The 23,507-nt window shown below is 43.6% G+C and carries 20 protein-coding genes and 2 riboswitches; all 20 genes read left to right on the top strand.

Annotation, left to right across the window (positions count from 1 at the left end):
• The first annotated feature begins 74 nt into the window (after window positions 1-74).
• Entirely contained in the window at window positions 75-1,106 is a 1,032-nt protein-coding gene (locus AKG39_RS13880) for a FecCD family ABC transporter permease (RefSeq protein WP_050741000.1), read from the top strand.
• A 1-nt stretch (window position 1,107) separates the two neighbouring features.
• Complete coding sequence (locus AKG39_RS13875; RefSeq protein WP_050740999.1) at window positions 1,108-2,391, top strand: heme ABC transporter ATP-binding protein; 1,284 nt, start codon at window positions 1,108-1,110, stop codon at window positions 2,389-2,391.
• A gap of 38 nt (window positions 2,392-2,429) precedes the next feature.
• The gene (locus AKG39_RS13870) at window positions 2,430-3,794 is read left to right on the top strand and encodes a cobyrinic acid a,c-diamide synthase CobB (protein WP_050740998.1); all 1,365 of its coding nucleotides are present in this window, start codon (window positions 2,430-2,432) and stop codon (window positions 3,792-3,794) included.
• Window positions 3,791-4,675, top strand: coding sequence for a GHMP family kinase ATP-binding protein (locus AKG39_RS13865; RefSeq protein ID WP_050740997.1), 885 nt, complete (start codon window positions 3,791-3,793; stop codon window positions 4,673-4,675). Before AKG39_RS13870 ends, AKG39_RS13865 begins: the two co-directional genes overlap by 4 nt.
• Before the next feature lie 46 nt (window positions 4,676-4,721).
• A complete protein-coding gene (locus tag AKG39_RS13860) occupies window positions 4,722-5,351 on the top strand; it encodes a precorrin-8X methylmutase (protein ID WP_050740996.1) in 630 nt (209 codons plus the stop codon).
• A gap of 5 nt (window positions 5,352-5,356) precedes the next feature.
• Window positions 5,357-6,085 carry a precorrin-2 C(20)-methyltransferase gene (gene cobI, locus AKG39_RS13855; RefSeq protein WP_164730801.1) on the top strand — a complete coding sequence of 243 codons (729 nt, stop codon included), beginning with the start codon at window positions 5,357-5,359 and terminating at the stop codon, window positions 6,083-6,085.
• 14 nt (window positions 6,086-6,099) lie between these two features.
• Window positions 6,100-7,245, top strand: a complete 1,146-nt coding sequence (gene cbiD, locus AKG39_RS13850) for a cobalt-precorrin-5B (C(1))-methyltransferase CbiD (protein WP_050740994.1) — start codon at window positions 6,100-6,102, stop codon at window positions 7,243-7,245.
• A complete protein-coding gene (gene cbiE / locus AKG39_RS13845) occupies window positions 7,233-7,859 on the top strand; it encodes a precorrin-6y C5,15-methyltransferase (decarboxylating) subunit CbiE (protein WP_050740993.1) in 627 nt (208 codons plus the stop codon). Before cbiD ends, cbiE begins: the two co-directional genes overlap by 13 nt.
• A complete protein-coding gene (gene cbiT / locus AKG39_RS13840; protein ID WP_050740992.1) occupies window positions 7,852-8,430 on the top strand; it encodes a precorrin-6Y C5,15-methyltransferase (decarboxylating) subunit CbiT in 579 nt (192 codons plus the stop codon). Before cbiE ends, cbiT begins: the two co-directional genes overlap by 8 nt.
• Before the next feature lie 405 nt (window positions 8,431-8,835).
• A complete protein-coding gene (locus AKG39_RS13835) occupies window positions 8,836-11,922 on the top strand; it encodes a chemotaxis protein CheB (protein WP_083439572.1) in 3,087 nt (1,028 codons plus the stop codon).
• Window positions 11,906-12,949 (top strand): PAS domain-containing protein, encoded by a 1,044-nt coding sequence (locus tag AKG39_RS13830; protein ID WP_050740991.1) that lies wholly within the window; start codon window positions 11,906-11,908, stop codon window positions 12,947-12,949. The genes AKG39_RS13835 and AKG39_RS13830 overlap by 17 nt, the downstream gene beginning before the upstream one ends.
• Window positions 12,950-13,112: 163 nt before the next feature.
• A complete protein-coding gene (locus tag AKG39_RS13825; RefSeq protein ID WP_050740990.1) occupies window positions 13,113-13,826 on the top strand; it encodes a type 1 glutamine amidotransferase in 714 nt (237 codons plus the stop codon).
• 190 nt (window positions 13,827-14,016) lie between these two features.
• Entirely contained in the window at window positions 14,017-14,298 is a 282-nt protein-coding gene (locus AKG39_RS13820) for a DUF503 domain-containing protein (protein ID WP_050740989.1), read from the top strand.
• A 96-nt stretch (window positions 14,299-14,394) separates the two neighbouring features.
• Window positions 14,395-14,919 carry a macro domain-containing protein gene (locus AKG39_RS13815; RefSeq protein WP_083439571.1) on the top strand — a complete coding sequence of 175 codons (525 nt, stop codon included), beginning with the start codon at window positions 14,395-14,397 and terminating at the stop codon, window positions 14,917-14,919.
• Window positions 14,920-15,179: 260 nt separating this feature from the next.
• Window positions 15,180-15,854: a response regulator transcription factor gene (locus AKG39_RS13810; protein ID WP_050740988.1), complete on the top strand. Its 675-nt coding sequence runs from the start codon at window positions 15,180-15,182 to the stop codon at window positions 15,852-15,854.
• Window position 15,855: 1 nt separating this feature from the next.
• On the top strand, window positions 15,856-16,872 hold the full coding sequence (locus tag AKG39_RS13805; protein ID WP_050740987.1) for a sensor histidine kinase: 1,017 nt from the start codon (window positions 15,856-15,858) through the stop codon (window positions 16,870-16,872).
• Window positions 16,873-17,068: 196 nt separating this feature from the next.
• Complete coding sequence (locus tag AKG39_RS13800; RefSeq protein WP_050740986.1) at window positions 17,069-17,836, top strand: ABC transporter ATP-binding protein; 768 nt, start codon at window positions 17,069-17,071, stop codon at window positions 17,834-17,836.
• Window positions 17,829-19,826, top strand: a complete 1,998-nt coding sequence (locus AKG39_RS13795; protein WP_050740985.1) for an ABC transporter permease — start codon at window positions 17,829-17,831, stop codon at window positions 19,824-19,826. The genes AKG39_RS13800 and AKG39_RS13795 overlap by 8 nt, the downstream gene beginning before the upstream one ends.
• A 124-nt stretch (window positions 19,827-19,950) precedes the next feature.
• Window positions 19,951-20,125, top strand: a riboswitch (cobalamin riboswitch).
• A gap of 179 nt (window positions 20,126-20,304) precedes the next feature.
• Window positions 20,305-21,252, top strand: coding sequence for a LysR family transcriptional regulator (locus AKG39_RS13790; protein ID WP_050740984.1), 948 nt, complete (start codon window positions 20,305-20,307; stop codon window positions 21,250-21,252).
• Between the two features lie 193 nt (window positions 21,253-21,445).
• Window positions 21,446-21,643, top strand: a riboswitch (cobalamin riboswitch).
• Window positions 21,644-21,909: 266 nt separating this feature from the next.
• The gene (gene nikA / locus AKG39_RS13785; RefSeq protein WP_050740983.1) at window positions 21,910-23,505 is read left to right on the top strand and encodes a nickel ABC transporter substrate-binding protein; all 1,596 of its coding nucleotides are present in this window, start codon (window positions 21,910-21,912) and stop codon (window positions 23,503-23,505) included.
• The last annotated feature ends 2 nt before the right edge of the window (window positions 23,506-23,507 follow it).

Below are 23,507 nucleotides of genomic sequence, written 5' to 3'. Positions count from 1 at the left end.
CCCCTGGGTTTTCTTATTATGATAGGAGTGAATCCAGGGGTGAACAGATAAAAATGAAATTAACTGGAGCAATAATGAAAAGTAACATAAAAAAATATGCCATGTTTATATCCATTGTCATTTGTATTGTCATTATTTATTTGTGCACGTTAATGGGAGTGGCTTCCATCTCTTTTTTAGATGCCAATAAAATTTTATTGGATCAAATATTTCATATTAATTTTGGCATGGAAGACATCAGCGAAGGTGCCATTGCCATTATCTGGAATGTTCGGTTACCCCGGATCATCCTTGCGTTTGTAACCGGCGGCGCCCTGGCAATTTGCGGTGCAGCCTATCAGGGGATTTTTAAAAACCCGATGGCGGATCCTTATATTTTAGGGGTCTCCTCAGGGGCAGCATTAGGGGCATCCATCGGGATTGTGATGAACTTTTCCAGTAGCTTTCTGGGTCTGAATGGCGTGGCACTATTAGCTTTCATTGGTTCGTTTCTAACTATTCTGGTTGTCTATAATATTTCCAGAGTTGGTCGGAAGGTGCCGGTTGCAACGCTTTTGCTTAGTGGCATTGCCATTGGTCAATCACTGGGAGCACTAATGTCCTTGCTGATGATTTTCAATCAGGATGATCTATCACACATTATGTTTTGGACCATGGGGAGTCTCAATGGCAAGGGCTGGAATCAGGTGATTGCAGTGCTGCCCTATGTGGTTTTCGGTTGTGTCATGATGCTGACCTCGGTTCGCGAATTGGATATTATGCTGCTTGGTGAAGAAACCGCAACTCAGCTGGGTGTGGATACCGAAAGTCTGAAAAAGAAGATTTTGTTTTCGTCATCATTAATTACGGCCGCGGTGGTATCGGTTACCGGGATTATTGGTTTTGTGGGGCTTATTATTCCTCATATTGTACGGATGGTTACCGGCCCCAAGCATCGTACCCTGGTGCCCTTCTCATTTTTATTCGGCGGTGCCTTTTTAATTCTCTGTGACACCATTGCCAGGACCGTTGCCGGCCAGGAAATACCGGTTGGTATTATAACCGCGGCTTTTGGCGGACCCTTCTTTGTTTACCTCCTGAGAAAACGAAAAAAAGGAGGCATGTAAAATGGAACGCTTAATGCCTAGAATCATGTTGAACTTTAGGAATGTTGTGGCCGGTTATGGGGATGCTGATATCCTTTCCCGTTTTAATGCGGTTGTCTGCCAGGGTGAATTTGTGGGACTCATTGGTCCCAACGGCGCTGGGAAATCGACCTTATTAAAATGTTTATCCGGTTTATTGCCCCTGAAGTCAGGGGAGATTATTCTGGAAGGAAAAGACAATACCACCTATTCGCAACGGCAACGGGCCCAGATGGTGGCGGTAGTGCCCCAGTCCTTTGATATCGACTATGATTTTTCAGTGGAAGATATTGTGCTGATGGGCAGAAATCCGTATTTGAGCTTTAAGGTCAAAGAAAGCCAGTACGATTATGATGTTGTCACTGAAGCGATGCATGCCACTAAAACATTGCAGTTTCGCAAACGCTTGTTTAACACTCTCAGCGGCGGGGAAAAACAACGGGTTATTATTGCCCGTGCCATTGCCCAGGAACCGGATATTATCCTGCTGGATGAACCCACATCGGCGCTGGATATCCATCATCAGATTGAAATAATGGAATTGATCCGCAATCTCAACTTGAAAAAATCAATGACCGTGGTGGCAGTGCTTCATGACATTAATCTGGCCTCCCGCTACTGCAATCGTCTGGTGCTTATGAAAAATGGCAGTGTTATTGTGGATGGGACTCCGGAACAGGTGATTACCGAGGAAAACCTGAAAAAAGTGTATGATATGAAAATGTTTATTCAGGAAAACAAGCTTTTTGGAAAGCCGGAAATTATTCCTCTCAGGGTGATTAAAGAAGCAGAATTTTATCACAGCCTCCGGGTTCATGTGATTTGCGGCGGAAATAATGCCTCGCAAATTTTAGAAGAGCTCGAGGCCATGGGTCACCGGGTGACGGCCGGCGTGGTCAATCAGGGAAGTGATGATTGGATGGTTTGCGATGCTCTGGGTATTCCCATGATTGAGGAGCGTCCTTTTACCGTCATCAGCAATGAAAATCAGGCCAAAAATATGGAATTAATGAAAGACTGTGACGTGATTTTGATTTCAGATCTGCCCTTTGGTCATGGCAATGTCAACAATCTTAAAGGTCTGGAAGATCTTAAGGGGACCATATATTTCCATACAAACTGTTTGAACAATGATTTTACCGACGGAACTTTAACCCAATACCTTGAGCAGATCAAAGCAAAAAAAACAGTGACGGAAATCAGCAGTCACGAGGAGTTTGTGGAAATTATCAAAGCATTAACCCGAATCGATGAAAATAAAGAATAAAAAATAAATTAGCAGTCATTTTAGGAGGAGGCAGAATTATGAATTATTTTATGCTGGCAGGCACCAGTAGCAACGTTGGAAAAACAACCGTCACCATGGGGGTCATGGCAGCCTTTAAAAGACGCGGGGTTCATGTTAAACCCTTTAAGACAGGCCCGGATTACATCGACCCGATGTTTCATAGTTTTGTCACCGGTGAAAAATCCATTAATCTGGATACTTGGATGCTGGATGAGAATACCATCAGAGGATTGTTCGATCGTCGGCTTGAGGACAATGACCTGGGGATTCTGGAAGGCGTTATGGGATTGTATGATGGACATAGCCTGGAATCGGATATCGGCAGCAGCGCCTATCTTGCAAAAACCATTGGCGCTCCGGTGATTCTGATTATTGATGGCCGGGGAATGGCAAAAAGTGCGGCGGCATTGGTAAAAGGCTATATTGATTTTGACCGGAGCACAAAAATTGCCGGAGTCATCATCAATCGAATATCTTCGGAATCCCATTACCAGTTGCTAAAAGAAATGATTGAAGCCTATAACGATGTGACCTGTTTGGGGTATTTTCCAAACAATCCGGATATTGTTATGGACAGCCGTCATCTGGGATTGGTTCCGGTGGAAGAGGTTTTGGATTTTCGAGAAAAGGTTGACCGGGCCGGAGAATTGGCAGAAGCCCACATTGATCTGGATAAGCTGCTGGAAATCAGCGCTCATCCCAAGAGAGCGAAAACCTACCGAGACCCTTTTGAGGGGTGGCATCAAAAATATCATGGCCTGCGCATTGGCGTGCCCAAGGACAGAGCCTTTAATTTTTACTATGATGATAACTTTATGGCATTGGAAAAAGCCGGGGTTGAGATTGTAAGCTTCAGTCCGCTTGGCGACAAGAATTTGCCGGAAAATCTTGATGGCCTGTACATAGGCGGGGGCTTTCCGGAAGTATTCGGAGCCGAGCTGGCAGAAAACAAAACCATGCTGGCGGATATTAAAAACCAACTGGAAGAAGGTCTTCCCTGTTACGCCGAATGTGGGGGGTTGATGTACCTCGCCAACGCCATGATCCTTTTGGATGGGCAAACCAACGAAGGGGTTGGCTTTATTGACGGAAATGCCCAGATGACCAAACGTCTCCAACGCTTTGGGTACGTGAATATCTGCGCGTACCTCGGCGGGAAATCCATTGAGATACGGGGCCATGAATTTCACCACAGCGTGGTAGAAACCCAGCAGCTGATACCCACAGCCTATGTGATTTCCAAGATGAACCGGACATGGACCTGTGGTTATCGGAAAAAAAATGTGCTGGCAGGGTATCCACACATTCATTTTTACAGCAATCCTAATTTTTTAAAAGCCCTGCTAACCGAAGCCCTGAGTATTAAAGAAGGCCGGGAATGAGACGGGTCACCGTTAAAACCCCGGGCACCTGCGGCGAATACATCCAGGGCTGGTTTGAAGACAATCCCTGTCTGGTGTCCTGTCCCATTGACCGCTATTCCACCATTATCATTAAAGAAGGGCCGGGAAACTGTAAGTCTTTAAAACCAAAAACCGCGAAAATGGTTGCAGAAATCTGCCGGCGTTATGAAATTGCCAGGCGGGAAATCGACCATCTTCATTTTTCAATGGAAACGGAAATTCCGCTGGAAAAGGGCATGGCCAGCAGCACCGCGGACATTGCCGGCATGGCCGCCGGACTTTCCCATTTTTTTGATTTAAGATTAACTCCAGGTGAAATCGGAGCGCTGTGTGTCAGCATCGAACCCTCAGACAACCTGATGTTTCCAAAGCTTAATCTCTTTAATCATATTAATGGGAAGATCCTGAAAAGCTTCAAGGGTTCTATTGAATCCGAGATTCTGATTATTGACTTTCATGGCGGGATTGATACTCTGAGTTTTAATGAAAGCCAGGATGATTATACAAAAAAAGACCTGGAAAGCTTTGCGGAGATTGTGTATCAGTTTGAACAAGGTATCAACGAAAAAAACTTAAAATATGTCGGGGAAGCCTGTACGAGGAGCGCCTTTCTTAATCAGGGAAGGCTGCAGAAACCGTATCTGGAATTGCTGACCGCAATGTCTCAAAACTATGGGGGATTGGGAACCATCATCGGTCACAGCGGTACCGTCATTGGGATTATGTATCAGGAGAAGGATTTTCAGGGGAATGAATTTTTAAAAGACCTGAGAAAATACATTCCCGTTACCGCTTATGCAGACATTTACCAGAATCATTTAATTCCCGGTGGAATTAAAGTTACCATAGAGAGAAATTAAATTCGATAAACATTTTCTGAATAGAAGGAAAGAAAGCGAGGACAGCATGCAATATATAAATAATCCACAAGAAATTGAAGAGCGCAGTTTTGAAATTATTACCGAGGAATTAGGGGACCACGTCTTCCCGGAGACCATTGCCCCAATGGTGAAGCGGATCATTCATACCACCGCTGATTTTGAATACGCGGATTTACTGGAAATCCTCAACGGCGGGTACGAAAGCGGAATGGAAGCCCTGAAACAGGGAAAGAAAATCTATGCAGATACCCGGATGATTCAGGTGGCGGTGAATAAAAAAGCATTGGCTGATCATGGTATTGAAATTGTCAACTACGTCCATGACGACGATGTGGCAAAAGAGGCTAAGGAACGCGGCGTTACCCGTTCCACCGTCAGCATGGAAAAAGCGCTGAAAGATGACAGCGTGGGCATTTTTGCCATTGGGAATGCCCCGACGGCTTTGTATACCCTGATTGAAAAGGTTAAAATAGGCGCCGCCAAACCAGCCTTGATTATCGGCGCACCCATCGGTTTTGTGGGCGCGGCTGAATCCAAGCAAGCTCTGGATCAAATTGACAGCCCGATTATTCGCATTAACGGACGCAAAGGCGGCAGCCCTGTGGTTGCGGCGATTCTTAATGCGATGCTATATCAATTGGGAAGAGAATGGTAGGCACCATGGCAGCAGTTAAAAAAGGAATTTTTTATGGCATCGGTGTCGGGCCGGGAGATCCGGACCTCATTACTATTAAGGCCGCTAAAATATTAGCCGCTGCGGATCTGGTGATTACGCCCACTAAGAAAATGGGAAGCCCCAGCATCGCCTTTAATATTGTAAAAACCCATATCCCGGATCTTTCCAAGGTACTGGAAATGAACTTCCCGATGATTTCACTCAGTGAAGAACGGGAAGTCCTTAAAAAACAATGGGAAGAAAATGCTGATGAAATCGAAGTCCTCCTAAACGAAGGCAAAGATGTGGCCTTTATTACCCTCGGCGATCCCATGGTATTCAGCACCTATTCCTATGTGATGGAGTTTTTATTAAAACGCAATATCGAAGTCATCACCCTGTCGGGCGTACCTTCTTTTTGCAATCTGGGAGCCCAGCTTAATATTCCTTTGACCCAGGGTGAAGAATCCCTGGGGGTGGTTGCCATGACTCAGCCCATCGAGGAAATTCGGGCGATCTTGGATGCTCACCAGAATATTGTAGTCATGAAAATATCCGCCAACAATGCGCTGATGGCTGAAGAACTTGAAAAACGGGGATTGGAAAAATCCTTTGTGCTGGTATCCAATATCGGCATGGAAACACAGAAGGTGGTCCGGGATATCGCGGTTTTAAAAGGGAAAATCCCCTATCTATCGACACTGTTAATTAAAAAGAATTATCCCATTGATTAATGCAGGGAGACAATATGTTTAATAAAACCATTGAAAAAAACGGGAAAGTGCTGCGCTACGGCTATACTACCGGGTCCTGTGCCACTGCGGCAACCAAAGCTGCCTTGGAAATGTACCTGACCCAGGAAAAATGCGAAACCGTAAAAATTGATACCCCCAAAGGCTGGCCCCTGGATCTGGTTTTGCATGACCAGGAATTTTCGGCAGCCGGGGCTTCGTGCGCGGTGATTAAAGATGCCGGGGATGACCCCGATGTGACCAACGGGATTAAAATTTTTTCGAAAATCAAGCCCTCCGATAATGAGGGCATTGCGTTTGTCGGCGGTATCGGTGTTGGCACCGTTACCTCAGTGGGACTGAGTATCCCAATCGGAGAGCCGGCCATTAACCCGGTCCCCCGGAAAACCATGGCCCAGGAGATTGCGAAGGTGTTGGAAAGCCAGCGATTAAAGGGAAAAAGTGATTTCCCCAAGGGCTGGATCGTTGAAATTTCCATTCCCCAGGGCGAAGAACTGGCCAAACGCACCTTTAACCCCAAACTGGGAATTGCCGGCGGTTTGTCGGTAATCGGCACCTCGGGGATTGTTGAGCCCATGAGCGAGGATGCGCTGAAAGCGACAATGAAATTGGAACTGTCGGTTCTAAAAGCAAAGGGACATACGGAAATTATTTTTGCACCTGGTAACTACGGCAAAGATTTTTCCGAGGAACTGGGTTTGAATTTGGATGTCCTGATCAAAACCAGCAATTTTTTGGGCTTTATGCTGGATGAAGCCGAACGGATGGGTTTTGAAAAAATACTGATGGTGGGCCATTTAGGCAAGCTGGTCAAGGTGGCCGGGGGAATTTTCAATACCCATAGCAACGTCGCTGACGGACGAATGGAAATTCTTACCGCCCATGCCGGAATTTTAGGAGCCTCCCAGGCCACCATGGAAAAAATTATGGCTTCCAAAACAACCGACGAAGCCACAGACATTATTTTAGCAGAAAATATCCCGGATTATTTTAATCATTTGGCCGAGGTTGTAAAGAAAAAAGCAGGCGACCGGGTGTATGGAACTATTGACATCGAGGTTATTCTTTTTTCAAAAATCCACGGTCATCTGGGAGAAAGCAAAAAAGCAGAAAAGATGAGGGAATGCGTATGTATCCATTAAAAATCATTGGTTTGGGACCAGGACATCCCGACTTTATTTTACCCATTGCCAAAAAAGAAATTCAGGACGCCGAGGTCATCCTCTGTGGGGTCCGACATGCGGAAAGCTTTGATACCACCGGCAAAGAAATGCTCTACATCGGTAAAGGGACCTCTTTAAGTGAGCTGATGGAAGAAATCGCCCTGATTTATCCTAAGAAAAAAACCGCTTTGGTGGTATCCGGAGATTGCGGCTTTCACAGCCTGCTGTCTTATGCCAAAAAAGTGATTCCGATCAAGCATATTGTCTGTATTCCGGGAATCAGCTCGCTGCAATATTTTTTTGCCAAGCTAAATTTAACCTGGGAAGATGCCAAGCTGATGAGCCTGCACGGTCGCGATCCGGATTTTATTACGGAAGTGGAAGAAAATGAAAAGCTGGGACTGTTAACCGATAAAACAAACAATACGGCATTTATTGCCCAAACCCTGCTATCCGCGGGGCTGGAGAACCGCATTATTTATGTGGGGGAAGAACTGTCTTACTCCAACGAAAAAATTACCAGGCTCACCCTGACGGAAGCCTTAGACTATCAAGAGGAAGGACTGGCAGTGGTGGTGATTGTGAATGAGTAATATCGCAGGATACAAAGATGAGGCCTATATCCGGGGAAAGGCTCCGATGACCAAACGGGAGATTCGGATCCTGACCATTTCATTGCTGGGAATTGAGTCCGGAAATGTGGTGGTGGATATTGGCGCCGGCACTGGTGGGATAACCATGGAAGCCGCCTATGCAGCCACCCCGGGAAGAGTTTATGCAGTGGAAGCCAAGGAATCGGCACTGGCACTGGTGGCCCAGAATAAAGAGCATTTTAAGGCTGACAACGTCTCGATCATTCAGGGAAAAGCCCCAGAGGCTCTCACAGAAATCACTGAGCCGGTGGATCGGGTCATTATTGGGGGTTCCGGCGGCAATATGGAAGGTCTTTTTATCTGGTGCAAGAAGCAAATCCGTGTCGGCGGTCGGGTGATTGCTAATTTTGTCACTTTGGAAAATGCCGCCCAAGCCACCACCTTGATGAATAACTATTTTGAAAATGTGGAACTGATCCAGGTTGGCATCAGCCGCGGCGAAGGCATTGGCGGATTGACCATGTTAAAAGCCGCCAACCCAATTTTCATTATTACCGGCGATGTGGTTTAAAAGAAGAAGGGGAATCATCTTCTGGGCTTTTCGGCAAACTCGTCCCGGGGACAATGGTAAATCGTTGTGTGCTGAAAGATCGTACAGGCTAGGGCCTGTTCGCCTTGATGCACACAACTGATGTTACGATTGACCCCAGGACTTACTTTTTTGTTGCGTCTATAGTCGGGGAAGGGGAAACTCTTTTTTTTTTATGGCTGAAATCCAGGTTAAGTGTAAGAAAAAATGACAAGATGCGTCATGAAATAGCATTGAAAATTTTCAGGTTTTGAAATTAAGGTAGGATTTATAAACGAAAACGATTATAATGGATGAAATAGATAGTGTTCAGACCAAGCGATATTTATAAGTCATTTAAAATAGAGAAGATATGCAACGTTTATTGCAAAGGAGGAGGTTACTGGAATGACAGTGAAAAACCATGAACAGAAAACGCTGGAAGCAGAGTCTAATAGCAAAGATCAAAATTCCAGTGAGAATGGTATCGATTCACAGAAGGTTCCGCAAAATACTGCGAGTAATTTCCCAATCGTCGGAATTGGCGCTTCTGCAGGAGGGCTGGCGGCATTTGAATCCTTTTTCTCTGGAATGCCGGTTGAGATGGACCCGGGTATGGCTTTTGTATTGGTTCAGCATCTGGCCCCGAATCACAAGAGTATGCTTACGGAGCTGATTCAACGCTACACTCGGATGGAAGTCTTTGAGGTGGAAGACGGGGTAGTGGTACAGTCGAATTGCGTTTATATCATCCCTCCAGGCATGGATATGGCTTTTTTAAATGGTACCCTGCAATTGCTCAAACCTTCTGAACCCCGAGGGCAACGATTGCCTATTGACTTTTTCTTTAAATCTCTGGCCCAGGATCAGGAAGATCGGGCCATTGGTATTGTGCTCTCTGGCACTGGCAGTGATGGAACAGTGGGCTTAAGAGCTATTAAGGAAGCAGGGGGAATGGTCATGGCCCAGAGTCCTGATTCCGCTGAGTATGATGGCATGCCCAGTAGTGCCATTGCCACGGGATTGATGGATTTTATCCTGCCGCCCATTGAGATGGCGGCCCAGCTGATGGCCTATGCGGAGCATGCTTTTGTGAAACTCCCATGCTTAAAGGAAACTCAGCCTAAAATTGAGAGTATGCTCAAAAAAATATGCGTTCTGCTGCGGGCCCAAACCGGTCATGATTTCTCACAATATAAAACCAGTACGATTCTGAGACGTATTGAGCGCCGCATGGCAGTGCATTTAATCGATTCCAAGGACGAATATCTTAAATTTCTTCAGCAGACACCATTTGAGGTGGAGGAGCTTTTTCGGGATATATTAATCGGTGTAACCAATTTTTTTCGCGATCCCAAGGCATTTCAGGTACTTGAGGAAGAGGTCATCCCGATCCTGTTTATTGACAAGACCCCAGATGCTCAGATCCGGGTGTGGTCAACCGGCTGTTCCACCGGAGAAGAGGCCTATTCCATTGCCATTCTCATTCAGGAACATATGGATTTGCTGAAAGAAAATTACACAGTGAAGGTGTTTGGTACTGATATTGACAGTCAGGCCATTGCCACAGCCAGGGCTGGGCTTTACTCAGGCAGCATTGCTGCTGATATGTCCCCGGAACGGTTGGGTCGTTTTTTCACAGAAGAACCGGACGGTTCCGGTTATCGGATTCATAAAAGAATCCGGGACATGCTGATTTTTTCGGAACAGGATGTCATTAAAGACCCGCCCTTTTCAAACCTGGACCTGATCAGCTGTCGTAACCTTTTGATTTATATGAGTGGTGAACTCCAGAAGAAGTTAATTCCATTATTTCATTACGCCCTCAAACCCGATGGAGTTCTATTCCTGGGTTCGTCAGAGACCATCGGCGAATATGGCGATCTTTTTAAAACACTGGACGCCAAATCAAAGCTGTATCAACGAAAGGAAATTGCGTTCGGCGAGCAGCGTACCACACGAGCTGAATTTATGCCGAGTTTTACAACAATGGGCAGCTTGTACCCACGGGCCGCCAGAAAGGCTGATATTGTAAAAAAAATGCCACTTCGTGAGCTTACGGAACAAGCCCTTTTGCAACAGCTTGGCATCGTCGCTGCCCTGGTCAACGCCAGGGGCGATATACTCTTTCTCCATGGCCGCACCGGCAGATATCTGGAACCAGCCCCGGGTGAAGCGGGCGTCAACAATATCCTGAGAATGGTGCGAGAAGGGCTGCGACACAAACTCGCCATGGCACTTCAGCGAGCCGTAGTGAAAAAAGAAATCGTTGAATATCCGGGCCTTCTGGTTAAAACTAACGGTCATTTTACAGGTGTTAATCTGACGGTTCGTCGGGTGCCGGTTCGATTGGAACAGATACCTGAGTCATATTTATATCTGGTGGTTTTTGAGGAAATAAAAACATTCCCAGATGAACCCGAAGAAGCTTTGCTCACTGAGGCTATTTCAGCCCGGGAAGATAGTGATACCGACTCCGGTGAAATGATCATCGCCCTTAAACAGGAACTTCAAGCCAAGGATGAGTATCTCCAGACCGTCAAAGAAGAACTGGAAACATCAAACGAAGACTTGAAATCGACGAATGAAGAAATGCAATCCATTAACGAAGAAATGCAATCTATCAATGAAGAATTAGAAACATCCAAGGAAGAGTTACAATCCGTAAATGAGGAACTGGCAACGGTTAATGGCGAGCTTCAGGTTAAGGTGGATGATCTGTCCCAGGCCAATAATGACATGAATAACTTGCTGGCGGGAACGGAAATTGCAACCGTTTTTTTGAATCATAAATTGGAGATCCTGCGATTTACCCCGGCCGCTACACAAATCATCAACCTGATTCAGGGGGATATCGGAAGACCCATTGGGCATATCGTTCCAAACTTTGTGGATTACAACCAGCTCGTCCAGGATTTAAAGTCGGTTTTAGATACCCTTATCCCCAAAGAAATCGAAGTGAAGACAATCCAGGGGAATTTCTATACCATGCGGATTCTTCCTTATCGTACCCAGAATAACGTGATTGAAGGGGTAGTTATTAACTTTATTGATATTACGGCAAATGTGGCGACTAGAGAAGCGCTTAAGAAAGCCAACAATGAGTTGCTGCGTTTGGCTGTAATCGTCAGAGATTCACACGATGCGATTACAGTCCAGGACCTGGATGGTCATATCCTGGCCTGGAATCCCGCAGCAGTGAAGATATATGGATTTAGTGAATCCGAGGCCCTGGGAATGAATGTTAGTGATCTTATTCCCAAAGATCTGATGACCGATGAATTAAATGCTATCCGGCAACTGACCCAGGCGGAAATTCTGGAACCCTACCGAACCCAGCGAATGACCAAGGATGGCAAAGCTGTTGAAATCTGGATGACTTCCACGGCTTTGGTAAATGAAGATGGCGACATGTATGCAATAGCGACAACCGAACGATCAGTGGAATTGGAAAATAATCAAAACTTGGAGGTGTACGATGGAAAAGAAGGTTGAACGATCAGAACAATCGGGTTTTACCGCAACTGACAGTCAGAAATTACGCCGGCAAGCGGAAACTATGACTAAAGGAAAGAAGCGATTATCACAGGAAGACCTTGAAGTTATGTCGTTGGAGGAAATGCGCCATGCACTCCATGAATTGGATGTGCATCAAATTGAACTGGAGATACAGAATGAAGAGCTGAGAAGAGCCCAGGCAGAACTGGAACTTGTGCGGGCGCGCTACTTCGATCTCTATGATCTGGCCCCGGTGGGCTATTGTACCATCAGCCAGGATGGGGGAATTCTGGAGGCAAACCTTACCCTAGCAACCCTTTTAGGAACAACGCGCAATGCCCTGTCAGGCCAAAAAATTGAAAGCTTTATTCATCATGATGACCAGGATATTTTCTATCTCCATCGCAAACTGCTTTTGGAGACCGGTGACCCCCAGGAATGGGAGTTGCGGATGGTGAAAAAAGATGAAACCATCTTTTGGGCGCACCTTGTAGGCACAGCAACCCAGGATGCAGAGGGCAAACCCGTATACCGAGTGGTGATCAACGATATCACCGAGCGCAAGAATACCGAAAATTTATTGCGTGCCAGTGAAGAAAAATACCGATTGATCACTGAAAATGTAACGGATGTTATTTCAGTATATAATATAAAAAAGGGTCAATATACTTATATCAGCCCTTCCATATTTCAGTTAAGAGGATTGACAGTAAAAGAAGCAATGCAGGAAAACAATGAGTCCAGTCTTACTCCGGAGTCGCGAATATCTGAAAGTGAAGTTTTAGCAGAAACCCTCCAGGAGTTTATGCAAGATCCGGAAAATTCTAAAAATTACATTAGTGAGATACAGCAATACTGTAAAAACGGTGATATTATTTGGGTTGAGCTTTCGAAAAAATATCGTTACAATACTGAGGGCGAAATCGAAATTGTCGGTTTAAGTCGGAATGTCACAGAACGGATTCTGGCATTTGCTGATGCTTACGATGCCATGATCGAAGACCGAACCTACCGGGAGAATTAAGTTTCTATTTTGTACTTAGTCGAGCGTATCAAATATTTGGTGCGCTTTTTTAATTGGAATGATAAAATTTAGGAGGTGTTTCACAAAAAAAACATCATGAGCTGAATCCAAAATGGTATACTCATAAAAAAGAATCGCGTATGCGTGAACAGAAAGGTATCCTATGAAAATTCATTATTTACAGCATGTACCCTTTGAAACCCCCGGTCGGATTTTGGAATGGGCAAAGGAGCATCACTGTACAGTAACCGCTACCCATTTGTATGAAGGCGAAGCATTGCCAAAGCTTTCAGCCTTTGACTGGCTGGTAGTTATGGGTGGGCCCATGAATATTTATGAACACAAAAAATATCCTTGGCTGATTAAAGAAAAGCAACTGATTAAGGATGCCATTGACAGGGGCAAGCTGGTGATTGGTTTGTGCCTTGGCAGCCAATTGATTGCCGATGTCATCGGCGGAAAAGTCGTTTCGAATAATCAGAAAGAAATCGGATGGTTCCCTGTTTCATTCAGCAGCGCAGTCAAAGCATCGCCGCTGTTTTCATTTTTTCCGGAAAATCCGGTGGTATTTCAATGGCACGGCGATACATTTGCAGATTTACCGAAGGACGCCATTGTCATCGCCGCAAGCAGGGCCTGCAAAAACCAGGCCTTTATTTATAAAAAGAGAGTCTTTGGTTTTCAGTTTCATCTGGAAAATACATGGCCTATTATTGAAGCCCTGATTGAAAATTGCGGAGAAGAAATGATTAAAGATACCTTTGTTCAGTCTCCGGAAGAGGTCCGATCTCATCCCGAATTTATGCTTCAGGATAATCAATGGATGGATCAATTTCTCAATATGGTTAAAATCATGGACGAGGATGGCAGCATCTGAGTCCTGAATTTACCTAAAAAGAGGAATAGTTTTGAAAAGATTAACAAAATCTATCCACAAAAGGTATTTATTGTGGATAAAACAAGGATTATTTTATGAACAATGCGGGTGTGGATGAAATTCGGGTAAACATATGATATAAATTCTGTTGAGTTTTAACGGATTCTATGAAATACGGAGGAGTATCGTTATGATTATCGCAACGCTTACCTTCAGTCTGTATGCGCCCTGGGTTCATTCCCTGAAGGAAAAACGCAGCATCGTCAAAGGTCTGATTGCAAAAATTCGGAATCGTTTTAATGTCGCCGTAGTCGAAATCGAAGATCAGGATATCCACCAGACCATTGTCATCGCCGTGGCTATTATCGCTCATCACAGGGCCCAGGGTGACCGGGTGATGGATCATATACTGAATTTTGTCGAAAATGAGACCGAGGCTGAAATTGTTCTTATTCAAAAGGAATTTCGCTGAGACTTTGGCAGACCGGGCTTAATCAAATCAAAATGGATGAGATAATAATTGAAAAAGCATAAACATTGAAATATACCATGCGAAAGGATAGTGACTATGCCACTGATAATAATCCGAAATGATATTACAAAAATGAAGGTTGATGCCATTGTTAACGCTGCGAATACTAGGCTGAAAATGGGGGATGGTGTTTGCGGTGCGATTTTTGCTGCCGCCGGTGCGGCACAGCTCCAGGCCGAATGCGATGGCATTGGCAAATGCAATGTTGGCGAAGCTGTGATCACCCGGGGCTATGCCCTTCCGGCCAAGCACATTATTCATGCGGTTGGTCCCATCTGGCAGGGCGGCGATTCACATGAAGCAGAGCTTTTACACAACTGCTATAGCAATGCCCTTAAGCTTGGGCTGAAACATGGATGCAAAACCATGGCCTTTCCCCTGATCTCTTCGGGAATTTATGGATATCCCAAAGACCAGGCCCTCGAGATTGCGGTTGCGGCCATCGGCGAATTTTTGCTGCACCATGAAATGACTGTTAATCTGGTTGTTTATGATAAGAAAGCCTTTATGCTCAGTGAAAAACTTTTTTCAGACATTGCAAAGTACATTGACGACAACTAGGTTAACGAACACCTTTTGGGTGAATCCCAGAGAATGATTGAGCCCTATGAATTACTTGAGGTCGGTTCTATTCAGGAGTATCAGCAGCGCAGTCTTATTTCCCCGGCACCGACATCATTACTCAAAGCCGCTGGAATTTAAAATTTCAGTGGCTTTTTCACGAAAAAAATTCAAAATATAAAAATGGGATAAAAGAATATGATATGATAATAAAACCATAAAATCGAAATTATGACCTAAAACCGGGGAAGAGGTGCAGTATGTATAAAATATTAATCGTCGAAGACGATGGTGTTATATCAAAATCTTTAAAAGATCACTTGTGCAAATGGGGCTTTGAAGCAGTAGAAATTCTGGATTTTCACCAGGTTATCAATGAGTTCGTGGCCGCTGATCCTCAGCTTGTTTTAATGGATATTTCACTGCCCTTTTTCAATGGGTATCATTGGTGCAGTGAAATCCGAAAAATTTCAAAGGTACCCATCATATTCATTTCATCAACCAGCGACAACATGAACATTGTCATGGCCATGAATATGGGCGGGGATGACTTTATTGCCAAGCCCTTTGATTTAAGCGTGGTGGTTGCCAAGATTCAGGCTCTGCTCAGACGGACCTATTCCTTCCAGGGACAGATGAATCTTTTAGAACACAAGGGTGCCATTCTGAACCTTGGTGATGCCAGTATTACCTATGAGAATCAAAAGGTGGAGCTCAGTAAAAATGAACTGAAAACCCTGCATATTCTTTTGGAAAACAAGGGCAAGGCAGTATCCCGGGATATTCTCATGAAAGGTCTTTGGGACAGTGACTGCTTTGTGGATGACAATACCCTAACGGTTAACATTACCCGGCTGCGAAAAAAATTGGACGAAGCCGGACTCACCGATTTTATTGCCACCAAAAAAGGCATTGGCTATTTGATAGGGGATTGATATGAAAAGCAAATTCAGCTTCGTTCTTGGGTCGTATGTAAAATGCCGATTAAAGCAGATGGCGGCATTTGTTCTATTTGGCATTATTTTTACCATTGTTTATGCGCTGTATCATTTGCCCCTGGAGCCTATTGCCTACAGTATTGAATTAGTGGCGGTATTAGGGCTGATTTTGGGTTGCATGGATTTTTACGGATTTTATGGGCGGCATCAAAGACTTGTGCTGCTGTCGGATTCCATTGCAACCAATAGTCATCAGCTGCCCTATCCCAAAAATCTGCTGGAGCAGGATTATCAGAATCTGATCATTGGCCTGGCAGACAAGCAGGCAGATCTGATTTTTAACTTTGATAACAAACGGACTGAAATGCTTGACTATTATACCCTTTGGGCCCATCAGATCAAAACCCCCATATCAGCCATGGGATTATTGCTTCAAACCGAAGCAGGCAGCAGTCAGCAAACCAAAGGATATCAGCAGGAATTGTTTAAAATCGAACAGTATGTTGAGATGGTGCTCCAGTACCTTAGACTTGAAAGCATGTCCGCGGATTTGATCTTAAAAGAATATGATTTATTGGATGCAGTGAGGCAGGCAGTTAAAAAATACAGCATGATCTTTATCAATAAAAAGATTACCTTGGATTTGGAAGAAATGGAGTGTCAGGTCATCACCGATGAAAAATGGCTGGTTTTTGTGTTGGAACAGATTATATCAAATGCCCTCAAATATACCCATCAGGGAAAAATCACCATTTATATGGATGCAAAAAAACCGAAAACCCTGATCATCGAGGACACCGGAGTCGGTATTCGGGGCGAAGACATCCAGCGTATTTTTGACCGCGGCTTTACGGGATACAACGGTCGGATGGATAAGAAATCCACCGGAATCGGCCTTTATTTATGCAAACAGGTCCTCAATAAACTGTCCCATGCCATTACCGTAACATCAATACTGGGAGCGGGAACCAAAGTCAGTATCGATTTATCCGCCCGGGAGTTTGAAGCATTATAAGGCAACCTTACAAAAGTGTAAGGTTAAAAAGGAAAACGTAAGCCAAAACGATGGCCGAACAGTTTCTTTTTTAATATACTTTAGTTAGTTGAAAAGTGTAAAAACAAGATCTTTATATTTTGACGTCCGTTTATATAAACGGACGTCAAAAAACACCGTACTTTTCGATGGAATTTCAAACAAAAGGGAGAACAAGATGCGATTATTGGAAGTTAACAGTTTAAAAAAAATATACACCACGCGATTTGGAGGAAATCAGGTTCAGGCATTGTCAAATGTGACTTTTTCTGTTGAACAGGGGGAATATGTGGCCATCATGGGTGAGTCCGGTTCCGGAAAAACCACCCTGCTTAATATTTTGGCATCGCTGGACAAGCCTACCAGCGGGGAAGTGTTTTTGGACGGCAGGAACATTGTAAGCATAAAGGACTGTGAAATATCGGCTTTTCGCCGGGATAATCTGGGTTTTGTTTTTCAGGATTTTAACCTGCTGGACACCTTTTCCATCCAGGACAATATTTTCCTGCCCCTGGTATTGGCACAGAAAGGCTATAACGAGATGAATAGCCGGATCAAACCCATTGCTGAAAAGCTGCGGATTGATGAGATCCTCACGAAGTTTCCCTATGAGGTTTCCGGAGGGCAAAAACAACGGGCAGCCGTGGCCCGGGCATTGATTACCAATCCCAAGCTGGTGCTGGCTGACGAACCCACTGGGGCCCTGGATTCCAAGTCAGCTTTGAATTTACTGAAAATCTTTTCAAGCATTAATGATTTAGGTCAGACGATTCTAATGGTGACCCATAGCGTGGCCGCGGCCAGTCATGCCAATCGGGTTTTGTTTATTAAAGATGGCGAGATCTTTAATCAAATCTATCGCGGATCCATGAGCAATGATGACATGTATCAGAAAATATCATTCACCCTGGCTTTGCTGGCATCAGGAGGTAACGACATTGAATAGGTTGTTTTACCCCAAGCTGGCGCTGTTAAATCTTAAGAAAAATGCCAATACGTATATTCCCTATATCTTAACCTGCATTGGTTCAATCATTACTTTTTATACGATGATCTCCATTTACGGAAACGAGGGTCTGGATAGCATGCCGGGTTCTGGAAATCTCAAAATGATTCTTTTTCTGGGAACTATTTTTATTGGCATCTTCGCAGTGATTTTTCTCTTTTATACCAACAGTTTCTTAATTAAGCGACGAAAAAAGGAACTGGGCCTGTACAGCATTTTAGGGCTGGAAAAGAAACACATTGCCAGGGTATTGTTTTATGAAACCTTGTATACTGCCGCAATTAGTCTGGTGTTGGGGCTGCTGGGAGGCATCCTGATTGGGAAGCTGCTCTTTCTTTTACTGCTCAACATGATTCGTTTTCAAACGCCCATTGCTTTTTATGTGGATGTTCGAGGGCTTTTCATAACCGCGGCGGTGTTCTTCCTTGTTTTTCTGCTGACCCTGCTGACAAATTTTCTGCAGGTAAAGCTGGCAAATCCCATTGATCTTTTAAAAGGCGGGGAACAAGGCGAGAAAGAACCAAAAGCTTCCTGGATTATGACAGTGATTGGGCTCATTTCTCTGGGAATCGGCTATGCCATTGCTTTTACGGTGAAATCTCCGCTTGAGGCATTGCTGCTGTTCTTAGTGGCAGTATTGTTTGTCATTGTGGGAACCTATGCGTTGTTTACCTCAGGGAGCATTGCCCTGCTGAAAATGTTGAAAAAGAATAAGCCCTTCTATTATCAATCACGAAACTTTATTTCTGTTTCTGGAATGATCTACCGCATGAAGCAAAATGCCGTTGGCCTGGCCAGCATTTGTATTCTGTGTACCATGGTGCTGGTGACTATTTCAACCACAATATCCCTGTACATCGGCCAGGAAAGCATGATGCGGGATCTGTTCCATCTGGATGTCGGCATTACCGGTGAGGCGGCCATGGTCGATCCCTCAGCCATCGAAAGGATCATTGAAGAGGCCCAGACAAAGGGAAATGTGGAAGTGGTGGATAAGCTTAACTTCAATTACAGTCAATTTACGGCAATGCAGGAAGGTAGTCATTTTTTACCGGATACCTATGAGGAGAGCAATGGCGATGATATGGCATACTATGACGAGGTCAGTGATTTTTCTATTATTTCGTTAAGTGACTACAATCAAATGGCTCAAACGCATAAAACCCTGGCTGAAAATGAAGTGATGGTGTTCTCGGTTGGTGAAAATTATAATGAAAAGGCCATAGCCTTTGGTAATAATGATTACACCGTTAAAGAAGAACTGGAATTCATTCCCATAGACAGCAAAAAGAAAGAAAATTTCATGGACAAATACTATCTCATTGTTAATGATGAACAAACCATGACAACCATTCTCCAGTCCATGGAAGTTAAGGATCAGCCCAATACCGTATTGGCGGCGACGTTGTTTAATTTGAATGGCACAGAAGCGCACAAAATGCTTTTCTCAGAAAATCTGAAGGCTTCACTGACACAACTGAATCCTGATTTTTATATGGATAACCTTTATTTGTCCATTTCCGAATGGTATGCCATCTTTGGGGGCTTTTTATTCCTAGGAGTATTTTTAGGGGCGCTGTTTATGATGGCAACGGTGCTGATCATCTATTTCAAACAGATATCCGAAGGATATGAAGACCGGGACCGCTTTGAGATTATGCAAAAAGTTGGCATGGATAAAAAAGAAGTCAAAAAAACCATCGGCAAACAAATCCTGATGGTATTCTTCCTGCCTCTTGCAGTGGCGGTCATTCACGTTGGCTTTGCAATGCCGGTCATTACAAAAATGCTGGCGGTGTTTCGATTGACTGATACTACACTGATAATTCTGTGTACCTTAGCCACCGCATTGGTGTTTGCGCTATTTTATGCCTTGATTTTTATGCTGACAGCGAAGGCTTATTATAAACTGGTGAAACAGGAAAGATAGACAGTCTTCCAACCTTGATTTACAGTGCGCTTTAAAATGTTGGATCAATTAATTTAATTTGATGGAATGAGAGGAAAAACATTGTTTAGTATGTTATACTATGCTAATATTTAGATCAATAAAAATTGAATAAAATAATAAAGGTGCCAATATTAAAATTGGAGAATAGGGAAGCTGAAAAGCGCGGACCCACCACTGTATATAGTGACGAATTCTTAAATACCACTGAGCTGAGCTTGGGAAGGTTAGAACGAGAATGATCTATAAGCCAGTAGACCTGCCTTAATTAAAGTAGAATGCTGGGGAAATGTATTTTTGCGACGTGAAGGCCTATAAATGGGAAGGGTTTCTTTTGAAAAAAAGAAGCCCTTTTTTTTTATAGCGCTTTAATAAAACCAGTAAGTATTGAAAAAAATAGGGTTGACGATGCGGTTAAGGTATTCAGCAACTGTTATTACACCAGAAAGAGAAGCTTAATATGAAAGAAAATCGATTTAAAAAGGTTTGTGATATGATCGAATTAAAACAATTAAAATATTTTATTGTATGTGCCGACGTGGGTTCGTTCAGCAAGGCCGCAGAAATATTGTACACAACCCAACCTAATGTGAGCAAGGCTATTAAAGTGCTGGAAGATCACTTGGGTTTTGATTTATTCCAGAGAAAAAGCCGGGGTGTTTTGCTATCCACCAAGGGAAAGCATGTGTATGAGTATGCATGTAAGGCAATTGAAAATATTGAAATGCTATCCTCCTTCTCCCAGGCAGATCACATTGAACCACTGCAGATATCCAGCAATCCCAGTGCATGGATGGCCAGGATTTTTGCGGATTTTTATAATCATTTTAATATAGACCGGCTGCATTTCCAAATGTATTCTGCCAGTGTGGAGGAAATCATCAGACGGGTAGCGGCCTATCAGGATGAATTAGGGTTTGTTTATGTCATGAGCAGTCAGAATACAGCCTTCCAATATGTTTTGTCAAGAAATCACCTGGAATTTATTGAATTAAAAAAAACCCAGGTGGTCCTCTATCTTGGAAGTAAGCATCCCTTATTTCAGGCAAATGAAATTGGTGAAGATGAATTAAAAAAAATAAAACTGGTTCAGTGTTACGAGGATGAGTTTGATTTGAATAATTACTGGAAGATAACTAACGCAAAGGGAAAAAACATACCAATATTTGAAAATGCAGTGATTACCAACAGTGAAGCTGTGCTGCTGCAGCTTTTGCAAACCACAGATTTAGCCAATATCAGCAGCGGCTATATCACGGATCAAGTTGATGAAAAAGATCTCAACGGTATTCCGCTATATGAAAAAGAGAATGTGGTTATGTTTGGTTATATTCGCAGGCGATCAGAAGAGCTCAGTGATTGGGGGAATACATTTATCGACTACATCATTAAAAATATGGAAAGTTGATTCTGGTAAAAGCAACGATGGAATGGATAGCTATGCTAAATTGGCATAGCTAATAACACCTGTTTGGGTTGCAAAAGAGACTTTTCGATGATAAAATGGCAAACAGAAAGAATGAGTAATTCAAGATGAATTACTCATATTTTGTTTTTACAAAGTATTTTTGCGAAGCCATTGAAATGGTATGCATAACTAAATTGAATAAGTTATTACAAGCGCTGTTGAATAGAAATTCAACAGATAACAGGAAAATGGGTTAAAATCCCATGCTGTCCCGCAGCTGTAATCGAGGAGTCTGATTTCATGATGTCACTGGTATCCGTATGATACTGGGAAGGCGAAATTAAGATGATGATCCGTAAGCCAGAAGACCTACTTGTAATGTGATTCGTTGTTGACCTACGAGAAGGATGGGTAGATGGATGTTAAGAAGCTAATAATGGCAAAATTCTGCCCTATTGCGACTACGACTCCTTGTCTTTTTTGAGACAGGGAGTTTTTTATTTAAAAACTCCCTGTTGATCTTCATACACATGTCCACAACCCAAAGGATATTAATTTATGATTTTTCTCCCAGGTACCTGAAAATAAATTGCATAAAACATGTATTCTAAAACCTGGAAGCTTATCAAATAGAATTATCAAAGAGGAGAGAAGAAAATGAATTTTAAAAAAGGTTTAGTGGTGGTGATGACGGCCGTTTTGTGTGTCGGTATCTTTTCAGGTTGCGCAGGTACAGCGGCAAACACCGATGTTTCCACAAAAGAAGCGCTTAATTATGCCTGTACCAAAGATATCAGGGATATTAATCCCCATCTGTATTCCGGAGAAATGTCGGCTCAAAACATGGTTTTTGAAGGACTCACAAAAAATGAAGGTGGCGAAGTCAAACCAGCCCTTGCCGAAAGCTGGGAAATTTCCGATGACGGTTTGGAATACACCTTCCATCTAAGAGAAAATGTCACCTTTACCGATGGCGCACCCTTTAATGCCGAAGCAGTCAAACTTAATATGGATGCTATTGTGGGAAATCTGGAACGCCATGCCTGGTTGGACATGGTCAATGAAATCAAAGAAAATGTGGTGGTTGATGAACATACCTTTAAACTGGTATTAAAACACCCTTACTACCCTACCCTGGTTGAGCTGGGTCTAACCCGTCCCTTTCGATTTATCTCGCCAAACTGTTTTGTCAACGGCACAACCAAAGATGGGGTGAACGGCTATATTGGAACCGGACCATGGGTATTATCCGAACATGTCGATAATCAATACGCAACCTTCACCCAAAACGCAGATTATTGGGGCGAAAAAACCAAAATAAAAAAAATCAACTGGAAGGTGATGCCGGATTCCCAAACCATTCTGCTGGCTTTGCAAAATAACGAAGTGGATCTTCTGTTCGGTGCCGACGGGGATCAGGTCGATTTGGATTCCTATAAAAAACTGGAAGAAGAAGGCGCCTACGAAACCTATATAAGCGAGCCGATTGCTTCCAGGGCAATACTTATCAATACCAACACACCCATCACCAAGGATATTAAGGTTCGGGAAGCCATTGAATATGCAGTCAATAAGGAAAATATCATTCAGGGAATTTTAAACGGCTCTGAAGATCAGGCGGACACCTTATTGTCCAGGGATGTGCCCTATTGTGATATTGAGTTAAAGACTATTTCCTATAATCAGGAAAAAGCCATTCAATTATTGGAAGAAGCCGGCTGGAAAGTTGGTTCTGAGGGTGTTCGGGAAAAAGACGGGCAAAAACTGGAAATCATATTCTCTTATAATTCCAAAAATGCCCAGGAAGGCACCATTGCCGAATCAATCCAAGCGGACCTGGCAGTCATTGGAATTACGATGAATATTCTGGGTGAAGAAAAACAGGCCTTCCTTGACCGTCAGAAAACAGGCGATTTTGATCTGCAGTATTCACTGTCATGGGGAACACCCTACGATCCGCAATCCTATGTTTCTTCCTGGCGAATACCAGCCCATGGCGATTATCAGGCCCAGGTCGGTCTTGAGAAAAAACAATGGCTGGATGAAACCATTACCAAAATCATGATTGAAGCTGATGAAACAAAACGTGCGGATATGTATAAAGAAGTATTGACCTATATAAATGATCAGTATGTTTATGTGCCAATCTCCTATTCAAAAACCAAAGCCGTAGCCATTACCGGACTAAAAGGAGTAACCTTTAACGATTCCCAATACGAAATACCTTTTGAAAAAATGTATTTCTCAAATTAAAC

Source organism: Acetobacterium bakii, assembly GCF_001263355.1.
Taxonomy (GTDB): domain Bacteria; phylum Bacillota; class Clostridia; order Eubacteriales; family Eubacteriaceae; genus Acetobacterium; species Acetobacterium bakii.
The sequence above is the reverse complement of the archived record's forward strand: the minus strand, read 5'-3'. Positions and strand labels throughout refer to the sequence as shown.